We start from the raw sequence: 25,815 nt of genomic DNA on the forward strand, positions 1-25,815 counted from the left end.
TAAGTATTGCTTAGCAATGATACATTTTAGCTCTCGGCTATATTTGGACATAAAAAGACCCCCAATAATTGGTGTCCAACTATTGGGGGTCAGTTCATAATGTGGCTTTTTTTGTACCTGAAATTCGCGGTCAAGGTACAAAACTACCCAGAGATTAAAACAAAAGGTGCAGATAGTAATCGACATAAGAATCGTCAATTCGTGTCATGCTTAGCTCGAAAGAAATAGTAGAGCTGGAGTGAATACAAAAAAGCGATTTCTCAAGCTAGAGAAACCGCCATCAATTTAAGTTTGGAATGAAACAAACGAGCAAATGCAAGATATGTATGTGAAGGCTCGACACAGTGAACGAAGAATAGAAAGCTAAGAACTCAGCGCGTTATCTCGGCACAAGGTAGTGATAATGTCAGTGATAGCTAAAACGATCGTCGACTTCACTTTTTGATTATGTCGCCCCAAAAACATTTCAAGCATTGGACCAGACATGGTCTCCACCATCTCCGCATCATATTCAATTGGCATAATACGCTGAATCGCGTGTACCTTATTAAGCTCAAATATAATGTCGACTTCTGTGAAACTGGTGTCGTCACCCTGTATTTTCGCCCACTCTTTCAAGGTAACGAAAACCTCTAAATCGTCATAAAGCTCTTTACTGATGACACCAAGCCCTAATAGTAGCTTAGCGCGAATCATAATCTCGCCTAACGGGCCACCGCTGTTAAGAAGAGGTTCTACAACAAACTTAATTGCAGTATCGTCTTTCTTGAAGATATTCTTTAATACGGCATCTACCGTGTCATCCAATGCATCGTAAGCAGCCATTAGGCAGGCGCCAGCACTCTCAGCTTCTGATAGGGCTTCAAGTAATTCAGTTTCATGGCTAGTTTGTATTGGCATAACGGCTCGGCAATAAGAAAGTGCCACCGGGGTGGCACTTTGATGATTTATCATTTCAATGCTAGATAAGCTTGTTCCGCTAGTTTAACAACTTCTGAGTCGATATTCAGCTCAGAATAATGCGCTAATGTCTCAGCAAAACCTTTTTCTGCGAACATTGCCTGAAGTTCAACCGCTTGAGGGTCATCTTCATTCTTATAGTGGAACGCAGCTGCGATCGCTTTTACAAGGTGCGCATTAGGAAGACCGTATTCTAGCGTACCGTTCAATGGCTTGACTAGACGATCTTGTGGGCTCAGCTTACGAATAGGCTGACGGCCAACACGGTCAACTTCATCACGTAGGAACGGGTTAGCAAAACGACCAAGAATTTTCTGGATGTATGCCGCGTGCGCTTCAGGATCAAAGTCGTAACGCTTAATCAGAACAGCACCGCTTTCTTCCATCGTTGCTGTTACTTCAGCGCGGATTTTGTCATCTTCGATAGCATCTTTGATTGTCTCGTGACCCGCAAGCACACCAAGGTATGCCGTTACCAAGTGACCTGTGTTCAGCGTGAACAGTTTACGCTCAACGAACGCCATTAGGTTATCAGTGCATTCCATACCAGGGATGTTTGGAATATCACCTTTGAATTGTGTTTGGTCTACGATCCACTCGCTGAACGTTTCAACCGTTACTGCAAGAGGGTCTGTTTCGCCCGCTTCTGCAGGTGGAACAATGCGGTCAACCGCAGAATCAACAAAGCCAATGTGCTCTTCAGTGAACGCTTTCATTTCATCAGAAAGGTGCTCTAGAACCGCTGCTTTTAGTTGGCTAGTACCGCGAACCATGTTCTCTGCCGCGATGATGTTCATTGGCGCCGTGTTGTTTGCTGCTGCACGCTTTTCGATACCTTGAGCAATAGACTTAGAAATGATTTTAAGAACCGTTGGGCCAACTGCTGTCGTCACAATGTCAGACTCAGCAATGCAATCTACCACAGCGCTTGTTGCTGAGTTTACTGCTGTCACGTTTTTAACGGTTTCAACAACGCACTCTTCACCAACAATCTTCACTGGGTATTCTTGGCGTTCAATTAACGCGTTAACAACCGTTTCATTTACGTCAGCAAAAGTAACCTTCATACCAGCGTCAGAAAGAAGTTTACCAATGAAACCACGACCGATATTACCTGCACCAAAATGTAACGCTTTCATAATTTTGACCTTATAAATATTTGAATCTAGATAGCTAACTGCTCAACAACATGCCTGATGATTAACTAGAGACATTAAGCAGTAAGCTATTCAGACTGAATCTTGTTAAGACAGATTTAGACCGAAAATGAGGCCAGTAGGGGGATACCGGCCTCCTTCACTTAGGAGCTTGACTAGAGCTTTTTAGTTTCCGTTGAGAATACGTAGAACATCAGCAGGGTTTGTTGTGTTCTGTAGGCATTCCACAGCGTCTTCATCATCAAGTGAATTGGTAATAGCCATCAGCACCATGTTGTGCTCATCGCCTTGTGCGGCAATACCGATAACCATCTTCGCGATATCGTCTTCATCTTCGCCCCACTGAATACCTTCAGGGTACTGACAGAATACGATGCCGGTTTTTTGTACGTACTGTTTTGCTTCGATTGTGCCGTGTGGTACTGCGATAGACTCACCTAGATAGGTAGACACAAGCTCTTCACGAGCAAACATGCCGTCTACGTATTCTGGAGATACGTTGCCCAGTTTGACCAGTTGCTCACCAGCGAACTTGATTGCGTCTTCTTTTTGAGTCGCTTTAAGGCCAAGGAAGATGCTGTCATTAGTCAGTGCAAGCTTGTTGCCTTCTTGTGCTGGAGCCGCTGCAGGAGCCGGAGCTTCTACTTTTGCTTCACCACTTTGAGCGTCGGTAAGCTCTGTAACTAGCTGGTCGTATACACCGCCGTCTAGGAAGTTGCTTAGAGACATGTGCATTGCACCTGGTACGGTGTTACGAGCACGGTCTGTTAAGTCTTTATGCGTGATAACAATTTGCGAATCAGCTGGTAGGTTGTTGATTGCGTAGTTGGTTACCGTGATATTTAGGCCCGCTGCATCTACTTTCTTACGCAGTAGACCAGCACCCATTGCACTTGAACCCATACCCGCATCACACGCTACGTATACTGCTTTCACGTCAGCTAGGTTGATGTCTGCACCCGTTGCTGCACCTTTAGAAGACGCTTTCATGTCTTTCATTTGCGCTGATGCTTTCTCTAGTGAATCTTCCTCATCATCTTGCGCTGATGTTTTAAGAAGGATTGACGCTACAACAAACGATACTGCCGTTGCTGCGATAACCGATAGAATCACGCCGATGTAAGAGCCTTTTGGTGTCATCAACAGAATCGCGAAGATAGAACCAGGAGACGCTGGAGAGATTAGGCCAGAGCTGAACATTACGTTAGTGAATACACCAGCCATACCACCTGCGATTACCGCTAGGATTAGACGTGGGTTCATTAGAACGTATGGGAAGTAAATTTCGTGGATACCACCTAGGAAGTGGATGATAGATGCACCCGCAGCAGATTGCTTCGCACTGCCTTTACCAAATACCATGTAAGCAAGTAGTAGACCTAGACCAGGACCTGGGTTCGCTTCAATTAGGAAGAAGATAGAACGACCGATCTCTTCAGACTGCTGAATACCTAGTGGAGAGAAAATACCATGGTTGATTGCATTGTTTAGGAATAGGATTTTCGCCGGTTCTACAAAGATTGAAGCAAGAGGTAGTGCACCCGCTTCAACCATCACGTTAACGCCAGCCGCTAAACCAGAAGACAGAACTTTCACAGCAGGACCAATCACGATGAACGCGATGATCGCGCAGATCATGCCGATGATACCAGCAGAGAAGTTGTTCACTAGCATTTCGAAACCACTCTTCACTTTACCGTGAATAGCTTCATCGAATTTCTTGATTGCGATACCACCTAGTGGACCTACAATCATTGCACCCATGAACATCGGGATGTCAGTACCAACGATAACACCCATTGTTGTGATGGCACCCACTACCGCACCGCGGTCACCACCAACCATTTTACCACCGGTGTAACCAATCAATAGTGGCAGCAAGTAAGTAATCATAGGGCCAACCATTGATGCTAACGTTTCGTTAGGCCACCAACCTGTTGGGATGAATAGTGCTGTAATGAAACCCCACGCAATGAATGCGCCGATGTTTGGCATTACCATATTGGATAAGAAACGACCAAAATTTTGAACCTTGATCTTCGCTTCTGGTGATAACATAGGTAGAACCCCGTAGTGTATTGGTTGGTCAAATGACCGAAAATGTGTGCTCAAAAGTTGATTGAAATGTATCACAACATTTCCAAAATGCACCTCAAGCCAATTTTCGTGATAGCAATCACACACAAAAAACACTTAGGGGTTACTGGGAACGATTTAGATCACAAAAACGCCATGAATTAAAATTACAAAGCAAAATTAACGATAATAAATCTCATTCACACAAGATCCAGATCACACTTATGAATTCAACCATCAAAAATAATTAGTGATACGAATCACACTTAATAAAAGACACACCTTAAAAACTATAAACCATGTATGAAAGAACGCCATTCCAAGTGTGTTTTCTATGCACCCAGATGAATTTACCTTGTTATTTTGTAATTTAATTACAAAAACAGATTAATGCCTGTTTTTCAAAATTCTGATTTTCCTAGCGCCCAAACTTCAAAATACATGAACAATGAAGGAGCGAAATTGCGTAAAATAGATGTGTTATTCTAGTAATCAGTTCCTTTGTAATTCCTATCCCAACGTTATCCAGTAGCCCAATAACGACTTAAGAGAAGACTATGTCAGACAAGATCTCCACATCGGCTCTCGCTAAACAGAGAGATATAGACGCTAAAACTCTATTCAGTGACCTAAAAACGGCCGGCTATATCGTACGTTCAGAAGACCGCTGGGTGCTGACCGAACGAGGGGAAAGCTTTGGTGGGGAATATGTCAAACACAAAAAGTTTGGTGTGTTCATTGTATGGCCAGAGAAACTGCTCATCGACTTGGACACCTTCTCAGGGCAAACACTAACCGCAACTCAGCTCGGCAATGCCTTTCAACTCAGCGCAAAGAAAATCAACTTACTGCTCAATGAGCTTGGTTGGATCACAAGAGAAGAAGACGGTTGGCACGTTACCTCGACAGGTTTAAAGGCCGGTGGTGAACAGAGAGAAGATAAAGCCACACAAAACTTATTCGTGGTGTGGCACGATTCATTGGTTCGCAATAAACGTTTGAAGCAGTCTGTTGTTGAATTCCTAGGGCATGATGCTGAAAGCCACTCGACCGATGTGTCATTCTCCAGTTTTCGTCAGAAATTCGAGGCGAAGCACCGAAGCTTAGATGGGCATTATGTTAGATCAAAGGGAGAGCTGATCATCGATAACTGGCTTTATATGGCAGGAGTGGTTCATGCGTACGAGCGCCCGCTTCCGATATCAAAAGAAGTGATCAGCGATTTTTATCTACCAAGTGGCAAAGTGTACATCCAGTTTTGGGGAACCGATTCCGCGCCAATCGCCGAAGATAAACGTAAAACTACGAGAAAAATCTATGAAGAGCATGGTTTTGGCTTAATCGAAATCACGCCAGAAGATATCCCAAACCTAGACAGCGTACTTCCACCATTATTGCGTCAATATGGCATCAAGGCGTACTAAACGACTGAATCTAGACAATTCAAACCTATTAAGATCACACTTATCGAATCATTATGGACATTATTAACCATAGTGATTTGATATGTTCGCTATTTTTCCCGAGTAACTCTTCTATTATCTTACACCCATCGACTTGAGCTACCGCAGATACTCGATTTCTTGGGGCATGTTCGATAGCCATTTAAGCGTTCAGCCTTTTAGAGGCTGACTGTTCTAGAAACGACTTCTATAGAGATCTAGCCTAAATGCGTTATCCGTTTATTGTTGACGTTACCGAACATAAAACCCTACAACATTTATATTGATAGATATTAGGATTCAACATGACTCATCCAATCATTTCAGATCTAAACACTCGCTACACAGCTAAAAAATACGATGCAGAAAAGCGCATCTCTGCGGAAGACATGGAAGTAATCAAAGAAGCACTTCGTTTGTCAGCTTCTTCTATCAACTCTCAGCCTTGGAAATTCATCATCATTGAGAGCGACGAAGCAAAACAACGTTTCCACAACACTTTCGAGAACATGTTCCAGTTTAACCAACCACATGCGAAAGAAGCGTCACACACAATCCTGTTCGCTCACGATCCTAAGTACACTAAAGAGAAATTCGCGAAACGCGCAGATACGGAAGTAAGCTCTGGTCACCTACCTGCTGAAATGTATGAACAGTTTTTAGGTGCTTACGCATTCGCAGAAATGAACACTGACGAAACAGGTTTCAACGGTAACTGGACTAAATCTCAAGTGTACATTGCACTGGGTAACACACTGCACACACTTGCTCGCCTTGGTATCGCTTCAACTCCAATGGAAGGTGTAGACGCGGCTATGATCAGCGAAGAGTTTGCTGATGAGCTAGAAGGCCACGTTGTTGATGTAGCACTGGCTATCGGTTACCACAAAGACGGCGAAGACTACAACCACGGTAAACCAAAAGCGCGTTTAGCTCTTGATGAAGTCGTGACTACGCTTTAAAAACTAACAAATAAATTGCACTGCTTTATTTGGCCAGACTCTTATCTGGCCTTTTTTATGCGCGTCTTTTGGCTATTAATCAGCATTGAAAACCACCCGAGTCAAATGGACACTTTAGAATCATATTAATCACAATGCTAAGGATGTCATAAAGACACAAAAACAAGCTCGAGAATTAAACAAACCATTCAAAAACAACACCTTAAAAACATGGCACGACTAGTGCAGTGATGACCTTAGATATTTCAATAAGGTATTATCATTATGACTATTCACGTTAAATCAAATGTTCACTGGGTCGGCGTCCATGATTGGGAAACCGAACACTTCCATGGTAAGGAATACCACATGAACAAAGGTACTAGCTATAACTCGTACCTGATCCGTGAAGAGAAGACTGTACTTGTCGATACTGTCGATCATCGCTTTACAGAGCAATTCCTTGCAAACCTTGAGATGGAAATCGACATCAACGAGATCGACTACATCATTTGTCAGCATGCCGAAGAAGACCACTCAGGCGCACTCTCTGCGCTACTGGCTAAAATTCCGAATACACCGGTTTATTGTACTGAAGCTGGAGTGAACTCCATTGTTGGCCACCACCACCAACCAGACTGGAACTTCAGAACCGTAAAAACTGGTGACACTCTTGATGTCGGTAACGGAAAACAACTTATCTTCGTAGAGATGAAAATGCTGCACTGGCCAGACTCAATGGCGACTTACTTAACCAGTGATGAAATCCTGTTTAGTAACGACGCTTTCGGCCAGCACTACTGTGACGAGAACCTATTCAACGACCAACTAGACCAAGTTGAACTGCATGAACAGTGCCTGCGTTACTTCTCGAATATCCTGACGCCGTTTGCGCCGCTGGTTAAAGCAAAGATTGAAGAAGTGCTGAGCTTAGGCGTACCGATCGATGTCATTGCTACTTCTCACGGCTGTATTTGGCGCGACAACGCGACTCAAATCGTTGAGCAATATTACGAGTGGTCTAAGGCCTACAAAGAAGATCGTATTACCATTGTCTACGACACCATGTCGAACAACACTCGTATGATGGCTGATGCTATCGCAAAGGGTATCCGCAAAGGCAGCCCAGAAACGGCAATCAAAGTGTTCAATATTTCTAAGCACGATAAAAATGACATCCTTGCCAATGTCTTCCGCTCAAAAGGCGTGCTCGTTGGTTCATCGACCATGAACAATGTGATGATGCCGCAGATCGCAGCCTTACTTGAAGAGATACACGGATTACGCTTTGCAGGTAAAAGAGCAGCAGCCTTCGGGTCTTCAGGTTGGACTGGTGGCGCTGTAAAACGCATTGATGCTCGCCTACGTGAAGCGAACTTCGAGGTTAGTGCACCACAACACATCCACTGGAAACCAGACACAGATGCCCTTCGTCAATGCATTGATTACGGCATGTCACTGGCCGAGGTTTGGCGTGTAGAAGCAGACGAAGTAAGCGCACCGAAACAAGTATCACGCAATGTAACACCGCTTGAAACCACACCTGCACCTGCAGAAAACACTGCCGAACTCAAAGACACGACAGAGCAGGAAACAGAAGTAGCTCAAGATAACTCAGTACACACGGCAGACTGCACGTGCTGGCGTTGTACAGTGTGTGAATGGGTATACGACCCACAATTAGGTGAACCGTACCAAGGTGTTGAACCAGGAACACCATGGGCACAAGTGCCTGACGACTTCCTTTGCCCTGAGTGTCATTTAGGCAAAGAAGTATTTGTGGAGAAGTAACATGTCGAACATTGTGATTGTGGGTGGTGGTTTCGCTGCCCTACAAACTATCAAGATGGTACGTAAACTCGACCAAGATATCGCGATCACCATGATCACGGCGGACTCGGGGGTTGAGTACAGTAAGCCGAACCTTTCGCATGCGTTCAGTCAGGAACAAACGCCCGAAACACTCACCGTACATAATGCTCAGCAGTTAGCTGAGCAGTACAACGTGGTTATTAAAACGAAAGCGCTTGTCAGCGAAATCGATGTTGATCAGCTGTATATTCGTGTCGATGGCCAACCAATCCATTACACAAAGTTAGTGTTAGCAACAGGGGCCACACCATTTATTCCACCAGCAAAAGGGTTAAAACGTGGTGCGACAATCACGCTCAATAGCCTAGAGGAGTTTGAGAAGCACAAAGCGCAGATTGATGATGCTCAGCGTGTCACAGTGATTGGTGGCGGCCTGATCGGAGTCGAGCTTGCCTTTGACCTCCAAACCGCAGGGAAAGATGTCACAATCATCGAGCCTGCCAGCTATCTCTTGAGCAGTTTGGTGCCGCCTTTCGTTTCTCTAGAATTGGAGCAAGTGTTACGAAAAGCAGGTGTGACCGTTGAAACAGACTCTGCAGTTTGTCGAGCGACTTACCTCAAAGAGGATATAAGGCTACAAACCACCGCTTCTCGATTAATACGAACGGATGCTGTTATTGCAGCAGCAGGGCTGAAACCGAACACGACATTAGCGACACAAGCCGGAATCACCGTCAACAAAGGGATCGTTGTCGACCAAACCATGAAAACCAGTGCTAACAACGTGTATGCGATTGGTGATTGCGCCGAAATTGAAGGGCGTATCATGGCTTATCTCCAGCCCGCCATCTTGTCTGCTAATGTGTTGGCAAAGCAGCTCATTGCGAGTGATGAAGTACCTGCGACCGCTGACATAAAACTCAAGTTGCCTCATATCATCACCAAGGTGAAGACCCCAAGCTACCCCATTCAGCTTGCAGGCCGCGATCTACAAACGGCTCAAAGCTGGGAGACTCGCTTTGACCCGAAAGGCATTATCGCAAAAGGCTTCAATGCAGATAATCAATTGGTTGGGTTTATCGTCACTGGAGAGCATACCAAAGCTGCATTCCCATTGCTCAAAGAGCTACAGACAAGCTCACCCGCTTAATCTCAATGGCTTAATCTCATTGGCATAAGCCCAATAACTCAAACTCAATAACATAAGCAGCATCCTACAAAACGAAAAAAGCCAGTCAATAGACTGGCTTTTTTATGCGTTAAGCGAGGTATTCACATTAACCGATAAACGAGATGTACCCTTGCAGGATAATCAAGTTAACAATATCAATGAAGAACGCGCCAACAATTGGCACCACCATGAAGGCTTGTGGCGATGGTCCGTATCGATTCACCAAAGAACCCATGTTCATTACCGCTGTTGGTGTTGCACCTAGGCCGAAACCACAGTGACCACCCGCCATAACCGCTGCGTCGTAGTTAGAACCCATTACTTTGAACGTCACAAAGTAAGAGAAGATACCTAACACAACCGCCTGAACCGCAAGGATAGCCAAGAACGGAATCGCAAGGTCAAAGATGTTCCAAAGCTTAAGGCTCATTAGCGCCATTGCTAGGAATAGTGACAATGACACCGTACCAAGAATATCGACCGTTTCGCTGTCAGTCTTATGCAGCTTAGTCACTTCAAACACGTTAGTGATGAACACACCGATAAACAACGCGTAAACGAAGTCAGGAATCATCAACCAAGAAATTTCAAAAGTCGCCACCCACTGCTCTAGGTACCTCGCACCCGTGATACAGATAAGAAGGATGAACAACACTTCAATCACCTTCTTCGCTGTCACTTTGTCTTCTTCATACTCGTTGTAAGTAACAAGTTCAGGGAAGCGTTCGTGCGTTTGCGTGCCAGTGCCGTACTCAGATTCAAGCTGGTTTTTGTCAATCAGCTTTTGCGCCACTGGGCTACCGATAATACCACCGATGATCAAGCCAAAGGTCGCTGAAGCCATTGCGATTTCTAACGTATTTGCAATGCCAAACGTGTCTGCAAAAGTTTGAGACCAAGCCGCGCCTGTGCCATGGCCACCCGAAAGCGTGATAGAGCCAGCAATCAAACCCATCAAGGGTTCAAGGCCTAGTGCCGTTGCTAAGGTTACGCCTACACCGTTTTGGATAATGATGTAGACCGACGCCACCCCTAAAAATAGGAAGACTTTGGCACCACCTTTCATCAGCTGCGTGTAGTTAGCCGCAAGGCCGACCGTTGCAAAGAACATCAACATGAAGGTGTTCTGCAAGGGCAAAGAAAACTCAAGATCAAGGCCATTAAAGTGCAGGGCTGTAATAGCAAAAGCGACAATCAAGCCGCCGACAATGGGCTCTGGGATGTTGTACTTTTTGAGAACCGGAAGCTTTGCATTGACGAAATGACCTAGAAACAAAACACTAATCGCGATTAGGAAGGATTCTAGTGGTCCAATTGAAATTAATTGATTCATATAACCTCTATTTTTTTACGTTCTCATCTTCCTTAATGAGTCTAGTTTTATCTGTAATTATTTGTGCTGCTCTACCTATATTTATTGCAAACTGGAGAGAAATTGTGGATTAGAAAACGAACACATTACTGCGGTCGCTTAGTGCCATGTTAGTAGCACGTTAACTTTTATAGGAGATAAAAGGATTTGTGACAACAATCACCTCCAAAAAGTTAAAAACGGCGTGAGTATTTTTGCCGTTGATTCTGCTTTTTCAATACCTAAAAAAGCAAAAAGGAGCTATTGCTAGCTCCTCTTTCATCACCATCGCTGGTAATTAGAATTTTTTCGGTGCGTAACCAGTCATAACCTCAATGCGAAGCTCTTTACCGATCTTTGTCATTGGGTGAACAATTACAAGCCCTTTTACAGACTTCTTAAGTTTGCCCATATCCGCTTGCTCAGCCTTAGTAATCTCGCGGCTAAATGGCATATCAATCAGAGATTTACGCTCTTGATTCACATCGTAGCTTTCTTTGTGTTTAAGCTGGGCAATTTTCTTAGTTAGCTTCTTAATCTCTTCCTCGAACTGACGAACAACAGGACGATCATTACGAGTTTTAGCAGCATCTAACTTGTGGCGACACTTGTCTAGACGGTTGTTAATTTGTTGAAGTTCGTTTTTAACACTCATAATAATTTCCTAAGATTTAACAAGCCAATTCGGATTGGGGCGCGGAGTATAGCACAAGGGTTCTGTTGAACCGAAATTTATCTGTTAATTACCAACAAAACCGAATCACACGAACACCACTCATTCAGCCCACCTATCCTTCATGACGAATATCTAAACGGTTTTTTATTGATAGGATAGCGCCTACTTCAAAAATTGCAGTCCTCGATGCATCAAAATTCCGTCTAAACTTATACTCTAACGCAGTAACTAACTCAGGGTACACAGCTTGGGGTATCCACTCCTGCAACGACTCTATTCGCAGCGTAATCACAAGGATAGCCGATGACATTATTGAAAAGAACATTGACCTGTAGCCTAGCCCTGAGTTCAATGTTTGCCGCAACTTATGCATCTAGTGAACAAACAGCCCAAAGTAACTTAATCGTCGAATACTTTGCACCGAAAAATGCCGAAGAAGAGCAGCTCAAACGCGAGATTCAAAGCAGTGGCGTTAATGACACCGTGATTGACCTATCAAGCCAACTCTTCATGTTTGAAAAGCCGTTAACCATTAAATATGTCGGGGAGGAAGGACCGCTCTACGATCCACAAACCCATCAAGTGCTGATCCCTTACCGCTTTTACGCTGAGTCACTCAATTACTTTGAGCAGAACCAATATGAAAAAAAGTATGGCAAATCTGCGCAAACCGGCGCTATTGATACCTTGCTACACACCCTGCTACACGAAGCTGGGCATGCTTATATTGAAGACCAAAAGATTGCCATCTTGGGCAAAGAGGAAGATGCGGTCGACAACCTAGCAACCATCCTATTACTTAACTATGTGGAACATGGCGCCGATGCCGCGATCAGCGCAGCAGACATGTTCGCTTTCGAGTCAGAAGACCGCCCGGAGTATTACGACTTGGGGGAATACATCGACGAGCACAGTTTCGATCTGCAGCGTTACTTCTCCACGTTATGCTTGGTGTATGGCAGCGACCCCGATGCTTATAAAAACTTGCTCGATGAAGTGGAAAACGACTATTTGAAAGATAGGAAAGAGTTCTGTGTCGAGCACTTTGACGTGATCAATGAAAATTGGCATCAGTATTTAAAAGAGAGTGACGATACTTAAATGCTTAAATGCTTAAATGCTTAGATGCTTAGATGCTTAGAGGTTAGTGTCGAGAACGAGACAAAGCGGCTTTGGCATCAAATTCCAAAGCCGTAACCCGATAGGTTGGCTTAAGTCTTACGTGTTAAGAGTTAAGAGTTAAGAGTTTAAACCCTAGACCTTCACTTTATATTTCAGATCTTGAGCTTCATCGCCCGTCATGCCTCGAAATCCCCAGCAGTGCGATGGCTGTTCCTTAATGGTGATTTCGATATCAATTGGAGAGATAGCTAACTGCTTCTCTATCTCAGAAAATATCTTCTTGATTAAGCGCTTTTTGGTGTTTACCGCCCGACCTTCCATCATGTTGATCTCAATGACGGTATAGGCTTCTGTTCTTCCTTCCGGGTAAAAGAAGTCATCTCGTTCCAATGGCACAAATCGATGTGCTCGCTTGTCATCGGGTAAACCCATCTCACTGTTCAAGCACTGCTGCAACACATTAGAGAGCTGCAACTTAATTGGATTTAAGCACTCTTTGATACCATAAATAACAATCATGACCATTCCTTTGATGCAATGTTAGGTATAGAAGAACGTCAGATAGAAGCATCGTCTTGCGACCACCCATTCGCTTACTATTTGTACACATATTACCTAATGACGCGTATGAGAAAAGGTAAAAACAATGAATTTATGAACAGGTGCAACAAAATACCTATCCCTTTGCGAACATAAGCCGAAGCGAATTGATCGAACACCACCCTCCCCGCGTATATCTTCTCAAATCACATTTGAACTAAGGAGTGCTATGTGCCGAATTCACCGAGGAAGACCACGCCGACAGACGCCGAACTAGAAACACCCATAGAGTCTTCTCTCGAGCTCGCTGTGTTTCCTCTCCCTATCTTCCTTCTCCCCGGAGGCAGACAAAGACTGCGCATTTTTGAGCCAAAGTATCTCGCGATGGTTGCTCACGCAGCGCAGAGCGATGGTTTCATTATCTCCACTCAAGACAACTCGAACCCTGATCATCTCAGTTCTTGGGGAACAAAGGTGAACATCGTCGACTTCAATATGTCGGATGACCAGATATTGGAAATTGATGTCGAAGGCGAAAAGTTGGTGCAACTTCATGACTCGTTTCGAGACAATGATGACTTGATTAAAAGCAAGTTCAGCTTGTTGCCCCACTGGCCAGCCCATGAATATCAAGTGCCAAACGTGTTTACCGCATTTTTGGTTCAGTTGTTTCGCGACCACGATTCGATAAGAACACTCTATCCCACTCCAGATTTCGAGAGTCCTCAATGGATCTGTGCACGATTGCTCGAAATGATGCCTATCCCATTGGAAAAGAAAACAGAATTTACTGAGCCTGCTAGTTTTCCGTCCCTAGTTCCTTTTTTGAATCAAATCATCACGGGGCAATAAGCACTTTTCTTCACTATAATTTTGTATAGTGGAAATTAATTTAAATTTAAGTGATCCCGACCTTCAACTTACACGTAGTGCCACTCAAATTCGCATGATGGTTATTTACTATGCAAGTCGAAAGTAGAAGTTCAGGGAAAGGCAAGGAGCATGTCATTATCCCAGACAAAAAAACAACGACCGAGTCCAAGGTTCCAGCAGAACTTTCAAGCTGGTTGATCTTGGTTGGTACAGACAGAGACAAGCAGGCATTTACCTGTTTGTTCAAGTTCTTTGCTCCCAAGATAAAGCGTTTCGGAATTAGCAAGTTAGGTGGTGAAGCTGCTGCAAACGAGCTAGTTCAAGACACCATGACCAACGTTTGGAAGAAAGCTCATCTGTATAAAGAAGACAAAGGCGCTGCGACGACTTGGGTCTACACGGTCATGCGAAACGCTGCATTTGATATGTTGCGCAAAGTAAAAGCAAAGGCTGAACAAACAATCGCAGACGACATCTGGCCTATCGACGCGATGGTTGCGGAATCTCAGAGTGATCAATTACCGTTTGGCGATCATTTGATGAGCCGACACGTAATGACACAAATAGAGAAGCTGCCTCTGGCCCAGAAAACCATTGTCAAAGGTGTTTACTTTCAAGAGCTCTCTCAAGAGCAACTCGCTCAGCAACTTGGCGTCCCACTTGGAACCGTGAAATCACGTCTAAGACTTGCTTTAGCCAAACTTAAGGTTCATATGGGGGAACAAAGTCATGATTAAACATCACCCAAATGCTGAAATTTTGAAAGATTTTGTCGATGGCACGCTCGCAGACTCTGTTTCTTTGATTGTTTCTAGTCACGTAGAACTGTGTGAACACTGCCAACAGCAAGTTAAGCAGCTTACCGCTGAAGCGGCGAATAACGTATTCGACGCGGATTCAGTATTTTCAAGCGATGACCTAAATAGCTTCTCAATGGACGATATGGGCTTTGATTTCGACGCGATTGATCAAATCACTGCTGATTTATCTCAGTCGGTCGAAGTTGAGCCAAAGGTAGAACAAGTTACCGTTGCAGATACCACGTTCACAATCCCCCGCGCTCTGAACTCAGTGGCGAGAAAAGATTGGATGAACCTAGGCAAAATTTCACGAGCAAGACTCGATTTCGATGACGAAGCACACCACTCCAGTTTGTTGCACATAGATAAAGATGGACAAGTACCTTGCCACACTCACAAAGGCTTCGAGATCACGCTTCTTTTAGAGGGTAGCTTCGAAGACGAGATGGGGGTCTACAACAAAGGCGACTTCATCTGGCTAGATGGCAATCATACTCACCAACCGGCTACTAAAGAAGGATGTGTGTGTTTAACGGTTTCAAGTGATGCCTTGTACTTCACTAAAGGCGTGAGTCAACTGTTCAATCCATTAGGTAAATACATTTATTAGATTGAGCACATTTACTTGACGCGTCAAGTTGGCTAGGTAGAAAAATAATAACCTAACTAAAGCAACGCGAAATAAGTAATAAACCACATAACATAAGAATAACGATGAGCAATGAACGTGAGGATTTGACCAATGGATAAGAAAATAAAAATAGGCATCAGTGCATGTGTCGCCGGTCATAAAGTTCGGTTCGATACCGGACACAAACGTTCTCGCTTCTGCACAGACGATCTTGCAGATTATGTAGAACTTGAGCCGGTATGCCCTGAAATGGGAGTTGGACTGCCAACGCCTCGCCCAACTATTCGTCAGACACGGATGTTAGACGATATCATTCACGTCTCCCGTCCAGACGGTTCTGGTGATGTAACCCAGGAGCTGATCGAATTCGGTCAAAACTACTCGAAGAACAACCAGCACATTGCTGGATTCATTGTTTGCCAAAAGAGCCCAACTTGCGGCATGGAGCGAGTGAAAGTGTACCACCACCATGGTCGCGGCTCTGAATCGACTGGCGTAGGCATGTTTACCCAACAAATTATGGACGCTAATCCGTTACTTCCCGTTGAAGAAAACGGCCGCCTTAACGATCCCATTTTGCGTGAAAACTTCATGACTCGAGTATTCACTTACCAAAAATGGCTCGATCTTGTGGATGAAGGTGTAACAAAGCACAAGCTGATCCTATTCCATAGTGCACACAAGTACTTGGTAATGTGTCACCACGTTGAGAGTTACAAAAGCTTAGGCAAACTGTTAGCGGGTAATGAGTTAGAGATTGACGAATTGGCGGCTCAATACATCGAAGGCTTGATGACGGCGTTATCGCATCACGCCAATAGAGGCAGTCACGCCAATACTCTGCATCACTTACAAGGTTACTTTAAGAAGCAATTGAGCAGCACGCACAAGCAAGAGCTCACCAATCAGATTGCATCATTTAGAGAGGGCGTAATTCCACTGCTAGTGCCCCTAACGTTGATAAACCACTACCTAATGGAATACCCAAACGAGTACTTGGAGTCACAGGTTTACCTAAACCCTCACCCACAAGAACTTAAACTGAGATACGGATATTGAGCAACATTCTATGGATAAGACGAGACCTGAGGATTCACGATAACCCAGCGCTCGTCGCGGCAGTTGAAAACGGTGTTACGACCGCCGTTTTCATTTCAACCCCGCAGCAATGGCAGCAACACAACCTTGCACCAATCAAAGCTGATTTCATCTATCGTCACCTAGAACAGTTCAAATCTCAGCTCGCTGAGTATGGGATTACACTGCTGCACCTCAAAGCCAGCGATTTTGCTGACCAAGCCCGACAGCTCATCGAATTATACGGACAACTTAATGCCAAGTGTGTGTACGCAAATTCAGAGCCTGAGGTCGATGAACAAGCCCGCGATAAAAAGCTGATAACAAGCGGCCTAAACCTGAAGATAAGCGACTGTGACGTTATGCTGCCATTAGGTAGTGTTCTTAACAAACAAGGCGAGATGTTCAAAGTCTTTACGCCCTTTAAGAACGCGTGGCTAAAAGAAGTTCAGGTGAAAGGCATCATCTGTAGCCCAGCTCCTGTCGCGCCCGTTAAGCTTCAACAAACACAGCCTTCACAAGAGCAACTTCCTGACGACTTACAAGCCTTAACAATCTCCGCTGACTATGATTTCGACTTTCCTCGTGTTGATTCAAGTCGCTGGCCATTGAGCCAAGACGTATTAGGCAATGTGATCCCCAATTTCTTAGGTAATAAAGTCAACGACTATGCGCGTCTGAGAGATATTCCCTCAGTCAAAGGAACATCTGGCCTATCGCCTTATTTAGCGATTGGCGCAGTGAGTCCACGTTGGTTAGCGATTCAATTGATTCAGCAACAACCCGATTTGTTATTTGATACGCAATTACCGGCCTTTTGTTGGCTCAATGAATTGATTTGGCGAGATTTTTATAAGCATTTGATGTTCCACCATCCTAAACTGGTTAAAGGTGCGAACTTTCAGCAAAAATACAATGGTTTAGATTGGTATCACGATCATCCAAGCTTCAAAGCTTGGTGCGAAGGAAAAACAGGATATCCATTGGTTGATGCAGCAATGCGTCAACTGGTTGAAACGGGCTGGATGCACAACAGGCTAAGAATGGTGGTGGCAAGCTTCCTGACCAAGCACCTGCTTATTGACTGGCGTTGGGGCGAACGTTTCTTTATGTCGCACCTGATCGACGGTGACTTTAGTGCCAACAATGGTGGCTGGCAATGGGCTTCAAGTACTGGCTGTGATGCTCAACCTTACTTCCGAATTTTCAATCCAATCACCCAGAGTGAAAAGTTTGATCCAAAAGGAATTTTTATTCGTAAGTACATACCAGAGCTGCAAAATATCCCTGATAAGCATGTACATTTTCCACATGACTTTATCGCTAAAAACGGAATAGACAGCGAATACTGGCAACCCATCGTTGAGCACAAAGAAGCACGATTGAGAGCCTTAGCCTTCTTCAAATAATTAGAGTGAATATTATGGATAACTCTCTATGGCTTGATAACTTTCTCAACATGTATCGAGAACTCGGAACCGACAATTTCGACGTACTTAAGACGGTTTATCACCCTGATATTGAATTCCAAGATCCGCTGCACCATGTCAGCGGTATCTCGGCGTTGACTCACTACTTCGAGAACCTCTACACCCAGGTAACGAGCTGTTACTTTCATATCGAGCACACTATCGAAGCGAACGACGAAGCTTCTGTTTATTGGACGATGCAGTTTGCTCACAAGCAATTAAATGGGCAAAAACCGATCGAAGTACAAGGGCACAGTCACCTTAAGATGCTCGACGATCAAGTGGTCTACCACAGAGACTACCTCGACGTCGGCTCTATGTTGTATGAGCACATTCCAGTACTGGGCTGCGCGATTAAATCCATCAAAAAGAGAGCGAGCAGATAATGCGTATTATGATTACAGGCGCGACTTCAGGTATCGGCCAATCACTCGCTATCGATTACGCTCAACAAGGGCATCAGGTGATTGCTTGTGGCCGTAACTCAGACAAGCTGCAAGCATTAGTTGATTCTCACGAGACAGACATCGTGCATTCATCAATTACACCGCTCTGTTTCGATCTGACCGATTACCACAACTTCCCAGAAATTGACCAAGACAAGCCGCTCGATCTACTGATTCTAAACGCGGGTGATTGTGAGTACATCGACGACCCAGTGAATTTTGATGCCGAGCTTTTCGAGCGCGTCATCAACATAAACTTAATTTCAATTGGCTACGCCCTTAAAGCCTGGTTAAAAAACATCAAGCCCGGCGGCCGTTTGGTTTTAGTAAGCTCCAGCGCCAGCTTTTTACCTTTGCCAAGAGCCGAGGCTTATGGCGCTTCAAAGGCAGCCCTCACCTACTTAGGCAGAACACTGTCGGTTGATCTGGCCGAGCACAATATTCATGTCTCAATTGTGCACCCAGGCTTTGTTGAAACGCCATTAACCGAGCGAAATACTTTCTCTATGCCTATGATTATTAGTAGTGAGGCCGCAACTCAGCGAATCGTAAATGGTATTGCTCAAGGAAAGAGTGAAATCGATTTCCCAAGACGATTCATCATGTTGATGAAGCTACTAAGAATGCTTCCAACTCCAGTTTGGCAAAAACTCGCTTCAAGGATGGTATAACAATGAAGAAAATCGCCATTATTGGGTCAGGTATCTCTGGACTCACTTGCGCACACATATTAGATAAGCACCACGATGTGACCGTATTCGAAAAAAACGATTATGTTGGGGGCCACACAGCCACCGTTGATATTGAACATCAAGGCTCGGCGTTTTCGATAGATACCGGTTTCATCGTATTCAATGATCGAACCTATCCAAATTTCAATCAGCTACTCGAACAACTCGGTGTTGAAAGGCAACCTACCGAGATGAGTTTCAGCGTTCACAACACAACGACTAAGTTTGAATACAACGGCCACAGCATCAACTCTCTGTTCGCTCAACGAAGTAATATTTTCAAACCTCAATTTTGGTCTTTGGTATCTGACATTCTCAAGTTCAACAAACTGTGTAAGGCTCAATTCGAAAGCAATAAGTTCACACCGGATGTTACCTTGGGCTGCTTCCTGCGCGACAATCAATTTTCCGATTTTTTCAGCCAGCACTACATCTTACCTATGGGCGCGGCAATTTGGTCGACAAGCTTAGAGGAGATGGAAGAATTTGAGCTTAAATTCTTCATTCAATTCTTCTACAACCACGGGCTACTCGACATCGCGAACCGTCCACAATGGTATGTGATTCCTAAAGGGTCGCGCTCTTACGTTGAAATTATCCTTTCACGTTTGAGTAAGCCTGTTGCACTGAATACATCGATTAAACAAGTCACTCGCCAAGAAACGAGTGTCACGGTTGAATTTGAAGATGGCAGCACACAAAACTTCGACGAAGTAATCTTTGCCTGTCACTCAGACCAAGCCTTACATCTGCTTGGTGATGCGACAGAGCAAGAGCAACAGGTACTGGGCGAGATCCCATACAGCCGCAATGACGTGGTTCTGCACACCGATATTCGCTTATTACCAGACAGAAAACTGGCTTGGGCAAGCTGGAACTACATGTTGGATGGCGACAGTAAACGACCTGCCTGTGTGACTTACAACATGAACATTCTGCAAGGCATCGAAAGCCAAGACACCTTCTGCGTCACCTTGAATCAAAGCGAAGCCATCGACCCAGAGAAAATCATTCGCAGCTTTGTATATCACCACCCAGTATTGAACTCCAACACGGTCAACGCACAACAACAGCGAGATCGAATTTGCGGTAAACAGAATACGCATTTCGCAGGCGCTTACTGGTACAACGGATTCCACGAAGATGGCGTTCATAGCGCGCTTGATGTGACCAAACGCTTCGGCTTAGATTTGAGTACGAGTTCGACATTATGAACACGCACACCATGACACCCGACATGGGGATCACATCCGAAAAGAGTGAAGAGCTCAGCGGTATCTATTGGGGTAATGTCAGACATCGCCGTTTTGGCGACATCACCCACGAGTTCAGTTATCAGCTTTATATGATGGGGTTAGATCTTGATGAACTGCCCCAAACCACAGCGCGCAGTGCTCTGTTCGGAACTCGATGGTATAACCCGATTCGCTTTGTCGAATCGGATTATCTCGCTGAAAAAAAAGAAAATGTCTCAACGGATGAACCAAAATCACTTAAGCAACGTATAGCTTCCAAAGTGCAACAACTTGATGGTGTTTGGTCTGATTCAAACCGTGTGACGATGCTGGCTCAGTGTCGCTGTTTAGGTATCTATTTCAGCCCAATCAACTGTTTCTTCTGTTATGACGAGACTGGAGATTGTAAGTACATGCTGGCTGAGGTGAGTAACACGCCTTGGCGAGAAAGACATTACTATCTCATCGACATGCACCAAGAATTAAAGGTAAAAAAAGAGTTTCACGTTTCGCCGTTCATGGACTTGAACATGACTTATTTTTGGAAGATTAAGCCACCAGCGAAACGCACGTTAGTCCACATCGAAAGCCGCCGAGACGACAAGCTTTTCGATGCGACACTAGCTCTGACAAAACAGTCAGTAACCAAGACAAACATTAGACGGACAGTATTCAAGATTCCGGCGATGACGATAAAAGTCGTGATGGGAATTTATTATCAGGCTCTCAAATTATTCCTGAAAAAAGTACCGTTTGTGGCGCATCCAGACTCAACATCTTAAGCGTCTTAACAGCAACTAAATAATAGAACTCGACCCAAGCTTGGGTTCGCTCCAACCAAGAGGCATAACCCAGCTTAGTTGGCACAAAATATTAGAATGAGTTATCAGCGAGGTTTACATGGAACAGCTTGCCAAACAAAACAACAACATTGAACAACAAGCTAAAGCCGTTGCTGTTTCAAGCAACTGTAAATATCGAGCTTTAATCTTCAAGGTTTTAGAAAGCCTACAATTCGCCACGCTTGAGATCATTGAGCGCGACCAACATTCGGTATTTGGTGATCGAGAAGCCGAATTGAAAGGTCGAATCGTGATTCATGACGCGACCTTTTTTAGAGATGTTGTCATCAACGGCAGTATCGGGGCATCCGAAGCCTACATTGATGGTAAATGGACTAGCCCGAATCTGACTCGTGTTATTCAGATCATGGCGCGCAACCAAGCGCAACTAGACGAGTTGGACGACAAAACACAGTGGATATCTCGCATCAAAAATCTGCTGTTACGCCGTAAGAATGCCAATACCGAGCAAGGATCTAAACGCAACATTCTGGCTCACTACGACATTGGTAACGAGCTGTATGAACGCTTCCTAGACAGTTCGATGCAATACTCATCCGCTATCTATAGCGAAGATGCACAAACCCTATCCAAAGCACAACAAAACAAGATGAAAACCATCTGCGAGCGTTTAGAACTTTCGGAATCGGATAGCGTGGTTGAGATAGGCACTGGCTGGGGTGGCTTAGCCATCTTCATGGCGCAACACTACGGTTGTCATGTCACTACAACCACAATCTCAGATGCCCAACACGCACTTGCAGAACAGAGAGTCAAAGCACTTGGTTTAACCGACAAAATCACCCTACTTAAAGAGGATTATCGCAACCTTGCAGGTAAGTATGACAAGTTGGTCTCTATCGAGATGATAGAAGCGGTCGGCCATGAATATCTACAAACCTTCTTTGAAAAATGTTCGTCGCTACTCAAACCTTCAGGCAAGATGCTGATTCAAGCAATTACGATTGCTGACAGCCGTTACGATAAATACCGTAAGGGCGTCGACTTTATTCAGAAGTACATCTTCCCAGGTGGCTGTTTACCCTCCGTTTCAGTCATGACACAACACCTTGCGACCAGTACCGACCTTGTGGTTCAAAAGATTGACGACATTGGCCTACACTACGCTCGAACGCTTAACGACTGGAACATCGCCTTTGAAAATAGCTGGGAAGAACTTGAGTCTCTCGGCTATTCAGAAGAGTTTAAGCGCTTGTGGATCTTCTACTTCTGCTACTGTGAAGGTGCATTCAAAGAGCGAGTGATCAGCACTCACCATTTAGTCGCAAGAAAACCTCGTTACTTTGGAGCAAAAGATGAAACGGTTTTGGATTATTAATCTCGTACTGTTTCAAGCGACCTGGGTTTGCAGTGCCTTCTTTACAGCGCAAGCCCCGTTCGTCACACCACTGATTGTAGTGGTTCACTTCCTCCTATCACCGACTCGCAGTAGCGATCTCAAAATCCTCTGTTTGTTACCTTTGGGGCTACTGCTCGATAGCTTGATGCTTCATTTTGGCGTGTTCGCTGTTGATCCTGATATCGCCAATCAAACCATATTCCCAGTGTGGCTTGTATGCCTGTGGGTCATGTTTTTAATCAGCTTCAATCACAGCCTAAATTGGCTTTTAAAATGCTCGAAAGTGATCTTGTTTGTCATAGGGTTCGTAGCAGGTACTAGTAGTTATTGGGGAGGCATCAAAGCAGGTGCCCTTCTGACTACTTGGCCAGATGCATCGGTAGTTGCTGCCCTTGCAATAAGCTGGGGGATTTTGTTGCCCTTACTGGTGGCCGCCTACTCCAACTTAGTACAACCTAAAATGGCATTATCGAGGTGACTTATGGCTTATCCACGCAACCCGAGACAAACGTTCAAACCTGAGAGCGTTATTGTTCGCGCTCATCAACAACTAAAAAACAAACTCTTCGCCTTCATCACTTTATCGCTAATCCTTGCAGCGATTCTATTTACCGGAAGCGCAAAAGCCTCAGCCGTCGATGACTTAAATAAACGCGGCCAAGGCGAAATGAGTTACCTATTTTGGACACTCTACTCTGCTGAATTCTATGCCACACCAACCAATTCCGAGCGCGCACTCAAGCTTGAATATTACCGCGCTATCGATAGCAAAGACTTAGTCGATGCAACCGAAGATCAATGGAACAAGCTTGGCTACTCTAACATCAACATTCAACGTTGGTTGAAGCCGTTGTACGCGATGTGGCCAAACGTAGAAGCAGGAAGCACTCTCACGATTCGCGTAGCTGAAGATAATGTCAGCCGCTTTTACTTTGATGAGCAACCAATTGGGGTAATCCAAGACAAACAATTTGGTGAGGCCTTCTTAGCGATCTGGTTATCTGAAAACACATCCGAGCCCGGTCTTCGCAAACAACTATTAGGTTTAAATAAATGAATCCAAAAACAACAATGATAAAATTCGCTATGACACTGCTTTCTCTCACTTGGCTAGCTGGATGTGGCTCTGCAAGTTTAAAAGATCACGTAGACACTACGCCAGAGCTCAAACTTGAAACCTTTTTTAATGGCGAGCTAATGGCCTACGGCATGGTACTCGACCGCTCTGGTAACCTACTGCGCCGCTTTGATGCCAAACTTATCGCGACTTGGGACGGTGACAACGGAGAGATAAAAGAGTGGTTCTCTTTTGCTGATGGCGAGCGCTCAACTCGCGTTTGGAATCTGATAAAAACCGGTGAAAACACCTATTCAGGCACTGCCAATGATGTAGTGGGTACTGCCTATGGCGAGACCCAAGGTTCGGCTCTGTATTGGAAATATGACCTAGAAATCCAAGTAGACGGCAGCACTTATGAGGTGGTGCTCGATGATTGGATGTTCTTAATGGACGACAAACGCTTGTTCAACAAAACTGAGATGTCCAAGTTTGGCTTTAAAGTGGGAGAGGTCATCTTATACATCGAGAAGATTTGATTTAACTGCCGTTTCTGACTGTCAGCTTCAAAGCAATAACTACAACTACAGTACGTAACAGCCCATAACGAAAATTGTGGGCTGTTTTGTTTAATCCCTCGAATAGCATACCTGTATGCTTAAGCCTCTGTGCTAAGATGCGCCACCAGCATGCAAATGGGCTAGACTCATACTCAGTAGTTCCTGTTTGTTTCGCTTAGCGTAGATCCCCTACCATGAATAATTGAAAAGGCTTTAAAGCATGAGCAAGTTGACCTCAGCGGAGCGTAAAGCTCGCGATAATGAACGTTTCTCACAACGCGTAAACGACCGCAGAGAAAAAGGTGAAGACGTAGTTGCTTACGCACTGACCAACAAAAAAGCTGTAAAATTCCTGACTAAGTCAGAGAAAAAACGTTTCAACGAAACGAGAGCGACTCTTCAAGAAGAGAAGCGAGTAAAAGAACAAGAAGAGCTTAACCGAATCGAAGATGCGTTCACCATCAAACAGTTCGACGACGAATAATCACGTTTGACTACTCAAAAGCGCTGGCTCTGCGTAATAAAACCAAGCAAGCGTGATCTCAAATTATTATGTCAGGGTGGGCACAAAAATGTGCGACAATACTCGGCGTAAATTCATATTCAAGGTTTATTATGAAACTTCTAGTTCGTAACCTATCGCGCTCTACTTCTGAGCAAGACATCCGTGTGCTATTTTCTGAGTTTGGTTCAGTAAAAGAGTGCAGCCTAGTTTTAGACCAAGAAACTGGCGACTCAAAAGGCTTTGCTTTTGTTGAAATGCCAGAGCACGAAGAAGCTAAAGCAGCACTAAACAAGCTAAACATGACTAAGCTTGGCAAAAACACGATTCGTGTAAAAGTAGCGAACTCTTAATCGAGCCACGCTTGATAAGCCACGTGGCTTAGCTTAATGCAACACAGATGATAAAGCCCGTAACGATATTCCGCTGAAAAACGTAATATCGTTACGGGCTTTTTGCTACTCGCGATTCTCTTTTTACAACACGACCGGCATACTTAATGCTCGCGTTTATAATCCTTCATGTTCATCAATAGCACGCCTTGCTTCTGCCATTGAACATCCAGATTCCATCACCAACTGAGCGACCGTCATCGTAGGTGTTGCTTCTAACAGCGAAGCCAAACACACCACAGGTTTAGGCAGTACTTTGTCGATTGCAATTGCTATCCAACCGTCTTTTTCATGGGTGAGCAGGGTTTTAAATTCAATAAGTTGATGTTCTTGAGCCACCAATAACCAATTGCGTGAACGACGAACTCGCTTCAACTGGCATCCACACTCAGTCGCATTCGCCATCACTTGGCTTTTATCACTCACACGATGTACAAAACTATTCAGTGGGACGCTAAACATAACTCTCTGCCAACCAATCTCTATCAATCATGAAGCGCTATGTACTCGCGACTCAGCACTTCAATCACAACTCAATAAAACCATGAGTAGGATTACACAGACACAAAAAAACCGCCAGTCATGCGCTATG

General features: G+C 44.5%; 27 protein-coding genes. 20 read left to right on the forward strand and 7 right to left on the reverse strand.

Translation table 11 applies throughout. From position 1 onward, the window contains the following. Window positions 1-363 precede the first annotated feature (363 nt). The 3 genes from QQ041_RS06640 to QQ041_RS06650 all read right to left on the reverse strand — a co-directional run bounded on the left by QQ041_RS06640 (window position 364) and on the right by QQ041_RS06650 (window position 4,175). The gene (locus QQ041_RS06640; protein ID WP_222433371.1) at window positions 364-900 is read right to left on the reverse strand and encodes an MltR family transcriptional regulator; all 537 of its coding nucleotides are present in this window, start codon (window positions 898-900) and stop codon (window positions 364-366) included. A gap of 50 nt (window positions 901-950) precedes the next feature. Further along, entirely contained in the window at window positions 951-2,099 is a 1,149-nt protein-coding gene (locus tag QQ041_RS06645; protein WP_285953373.1) for a mannitol-1-phosphate 5-dehydrogenase, read from the reverse strand. A gap of 183 nt (window positions 2,100-2,282) precedes the next feature. Beyond that, a complete protein-coding gene (locus QQ041_RS06650) occupies window positions 2,283-4,175 on the reverse strand; it encodes a PTS mannitol transporter subunit IICBA (protein WP_146492605.1) in 1,893 nt (630 codons plus the stop codon). A 575-nt stretch (window positions 4,176-4,750) separates the two neighbouring features. Between QQ041_RS06650 and QQ041_RS06655 the strand changes: the two genes are divergently transcribed. The 4 genes from QQ041_RS06655 (at window position 4,751) to norW (ending at window position 9,538) form a co-directional block, all read left to right on the forward strand. Further along, window positions 4,751-5,617 carry a glycerol kinase gene (locus QQ041_RS06655; protein WP_285953374.1) on the forward strand — a complete coding sequence of 289 codons (867 nt, stop codon included), beginning with the start codon at window positions 4,751-4,753 and terminating at the stop codon, window positions 5,615-5,617. Between the two features lie 323 nt (window positions 5,618-5,940). Then, window positions 5,941-6,597: an NAD(P)H-dependent oxidoreductase gene (locus QQ041_RS06660; RefSeq protein ID WP_123285028.1), complete on the forward strand. Its 657-nt coding sequence runs from the start codon at window positions 5,941-5,943 to the stop codon at window positions 6,595-6,597. A 264-nt stretch (window positions 6,598-6,861) separates the two neighbouring features. Further along, on the forward strand, window positions 6,862-8,367 hold the full coding sequence (gene norV, locus QQ041_RS06665; RefSeq protein ID WP_285953375.1) for an anaerobic nitric oxide reductase flavorubredoxin: 1,506 nt from the start codon (window positions 6,862-6,864) through the stop codon (window positions 8,365-8,367). 1 nt (window position 8,368) lies between these two features. Next, complete coding sequence (gene norW / locus QQ041_RS06670) at window positions 8,369-9,538, forward strand: NADH:flavorubredoxin reductase NorW (RefSeq protein ID WP_285953376.1); 1,170 nt, start codon at window positions 8,369-8,371, stop codon at window positions 9,536-9,538. 127 nt (window positions 9,539-9,665) lie between these two features. Here norW and gltS read toward each other — a convergent pair whose 3' ends face one another. Continuing rightward, window positions 9,666-10,892: a sodium/glutamate symporter gene (gltS, locus tag QQ041_RS06675; RefSeq protein ID WP_146492613.1), complete on the reverse strand. Its 1,227-nt coding sequence runs from the start codon at window positions 10,890-10,892 to the stop codon at window positions 9,666-9,668. Window positions 10,893-11,208: 316 nt separating this feature from the next. Beyond that, window positions 11,209-11,565 carry a YibL family ribosome-associated protein gene (locus QQ041_RS06680; RefSeq protein WP_060980886.1) on the reverse strand — a complete coding sequence of 119 codons (357 nt, stop codon included), beginning with the start codon at window positions 11,563-11,565 and terminating at the stop codon, window positions 11,209-11,211. A gap of 324 nt (window positions 11,566-11,889) precedes the next feature. Between QQ041_RS06680 and QQ041_RS06685 the strand changes: the two genes are divergently transcribed. Continuing rightward, window positions 11,890-12,687, forward strand: a complete 798-nt coding sequence (locus tag QQ041_RS06685) for a DUF4344 domain-containing metallopeptidase (RefSeq protein WP_285953377.1) — start codon at window positions 11,890-11,892, stop codon at window positions 12,685-12,687. Window positions 12,688-12,840: 153 nt separating this feature from the next. Here QQ041_RS06685 and QQ041_RS06690 read toward each other — a convergent pair whose 3' ends face one another. Continuing rightward, a complete protein-coding gene (locus QQ041_RS06690; RefSeq protein ID WP_017070218.1) occupies window positions 12,841-13,227 on the reverse strand; it encodes a tautomerase family protein in 387 nt (128 codons plus the stop codon). 252 nt (window positions 13,228-13,479) lie between these two features. Here QQ041_RS06690 and QQ041_RS06695 point away from each other — a divergent pair, with 252 nt between their 5' ends. The 15 genes from QQ041_RS06695 (at window position 13,480) to QQ041_RS06765 (ending at window position 25,184) form a co-directional block, all read left to right on the forward strand. Then, on the forward strand, window positions 13,480-14,100 hold the full coding sequence (locus tag QQ041_RS06695; protein ID WP_146492617.1) for an LON peptidase substrate-binding domain-containing protein: 621 nt from the start codon (window positions 13,480-13,482) through the stop codon (window positions 14,098-14,100). 110 nt (window positions 14,101-14,210) lie between these two features. Then, window positions 14,211-14,858 carry a sigma-70 family RNA polymerase sigma factor gene (locus QQ041_RS06700; protein WP_086714594.1) on the forward strand — a complete coding sequence of 216 codons (648 nt, stop codon included), beginning with the start codon at window positions 14,211-14,213 and terminating at the stop codon, window positions 14,856-14,858. Then, window positions 14,851-15,531 (forward strand): ChrR family anti-sigma-E factor, encoded by a 681-nt coding sequence (locus tag QQ041_RS06705; RefSeq protein ID WP_285953378.1) that lies wholly within the window; start codon window positions 14,851-14,853, stop codon window positions 15,529-15,531. Before QQ041_RS06700 ends, QQ041_RS06705 begins: the two co-directional genes overlap by 8 nt. A 132-nt stretch (window positions 15,532-15,663) precedes the next feature. Then, a complete protein-coding gene (locus tag QQ041_RS06710; RefSeq protein ID WP_146492619.1) occupies window positions 15,664-16,611 on the forward strand; it encodes a DUF523 and DUF1722 domain-containing protein in 948 nt (315 codons plus the stop codon). After that, a complete protein-coding gene (phrB, locus tag QQ041_RS06715; RefSeq protein ID WP_285953379.1) occupies window positions 16,608-18,038 on the forward strand; it encodes a deoxyribodipyrimidine photo-lyase in 1,431 nt (476 codons plus the stop codon). The genes QQ041_RS06710 and phrB overlap by 4 nt, the downstream gene beginning before the upstream one ends. Window positions 18,039-18,052: 14 nt before the next feature. Further along, window positions 18,053-18,484 carry a nuclear transport factor 2 family protein gene (locus QQ041_RS06720; protein ID WP_285953380.1) on the forward strand — a complete coding sequence of 144 codons (432 nt, stop codon included), beginning with the start codon at window positions 18,053-18,055 and terminating at the stop codon, window positions 18,482-18,484. Further along, complete coding sequence (locus QQ041_RS06725; protein ID WP_146492622.1) at window positions 18,484-19,215, forward strand: SDR family NAD(P)-dependent oxidoreductase; 732 nt, start codon at window positions 18,484-18,486, stop codon at window positions 19,213-19,215. The genes QQ041_RS06720 and QQ041_RS06725 overlap by 1 nt, the downstream gene beginning before the upstream one ends. A gap of 2 nt (window positions 19,216-19,217) precedes the next feature. Continuing rightward, window positions 19,218-20,489, forward strand: a complete 1,272-nt coding sequence (locus QQ041_RS06730) for an NAD(P)/FAD-dependent oxidoreductase (protein WP_285953381.1) — start codon at window positions 19,218-19,220, stop codon at window positions 20,487-20,489. Further along, a complete protein-coding gene (locus QQ041_RS06735; protein ID WP_146492624.1) occupies window positions 20,486-21,292 on the forward strand; it encodes a DUF1365 domain-containing protein in 807 nt (268 codons plus the stop codon). Before QQ041_RS06730 ends, QQ041_RS06735 begins: the two co-directional genes overlap by 4 nt. Before the next feature lie 118 nt (window positions 21,293-21,410). Beyond that, a complete protein-coding gene (locus QQ041_RS06740; RefSeq protein ID WP_285953382.1) occupies window positions 21,411-22,691 on the forward strand; it encodes a cyclopropane-fatty-acyl-phospholipid synthase family protein in 1,281 nt (426 codons plus the stop codon). Next, window positions 22,669-23,190: a DUF2878 domain-containing protein gene (locus QQ041_RS06745; protein WP_285953383.1), complete on the forward strand. Its 522-nt coding sequence runs from the start codon at window positions 22,669-22,671 to the stop codon at window positions 23,188-23,190. Before QQ041_RS06740 ends, QQ041_RS06745 begins: the two co-directional genes overlap by 23 nt. Window positions 23,191-23,193: 3 nt before the next feature. Continuing rightward, the gene (locus QQ041_RS06750) at window positions 23,194-23,769 is read left to right on the forward strand and encodes a chalcone isomerase family protein (RefSeq protein ID WP_285953384.1); all 576 of its coding nucleotides are present in this window, start codon (window positions 23,194-23,196) and stop codon (window positions 23,767-23,769) included. Beyond that, the gene (locus QQ041_RS06755; protein ID WP_285953385.1) at window positions 23,766-24,308 is read left to right on the forward strand and encodes a DUF3833 domain-containing protein; all 543 of its coding nucleotides are present in this window, start codon (window positions 23,766-23,768) and stop codon (window positions 24,306-24,308) included. Before QQ041_RS06750 ends, QQ041_RS06755 begins: the two co-directional genes overlap by 4 nt. Window positions 24,309-24,549: 241 nt before the next feature. Beyond that, complete coding sequence (locus QQ041_RS06760) at window positions 24,550-24,813, forward strand: hypothetical protein (RefSeq protein WP_017061275.1); 264 nt, start codon at window positions 24,550-24,552, stop codon at window positions 24,811-24,813. A 131-nt stretch (window positions 24,814-24,944) separates the two neighbouring features. Further along, on the forward strand, window positions 24,945-25,184 hold the full coding sequence (locus QQ041_RS06765) for an RNA-binding protein (RefSeq protein WP_017057644.1): 240 nt from the start codon (window positions 24,945-24,947) through the stop codon (window positions 25,182-25,184). A 156-nt stretch (window positions 25,185-25,340) separates the two neighbouring features. Here QQ041_RS06765 and QQ041_RS06770 read toward each other — a convergent pair whose 3' ends face one another. Then, window positions 25,341-25,685 (reverse strand): ribosome recycling factor family protein, encoded by a 345-nt coding sequence (locus QQ041_RS06770; RefSeq protein ID WP_285953386.1) that lies wholly within the window; start codon window positions 25,683-25,685, stop codon window positions 25,341-25,343. Window positions 25,686-25,815 lie beyond the last annotated feature (130 nt).

The sequence above is a fragment of the Vibrio sp. TMPB1044 genome (assembly GCF_030442075.1).
In the GTDB taxonomy this organism is placed as follows: Bacteria; Pseudomonadota; Gammaproteobacteria; order Enterobacterales; family Vibrionaceae; genus Vibrio; species Vibrio satsumensis.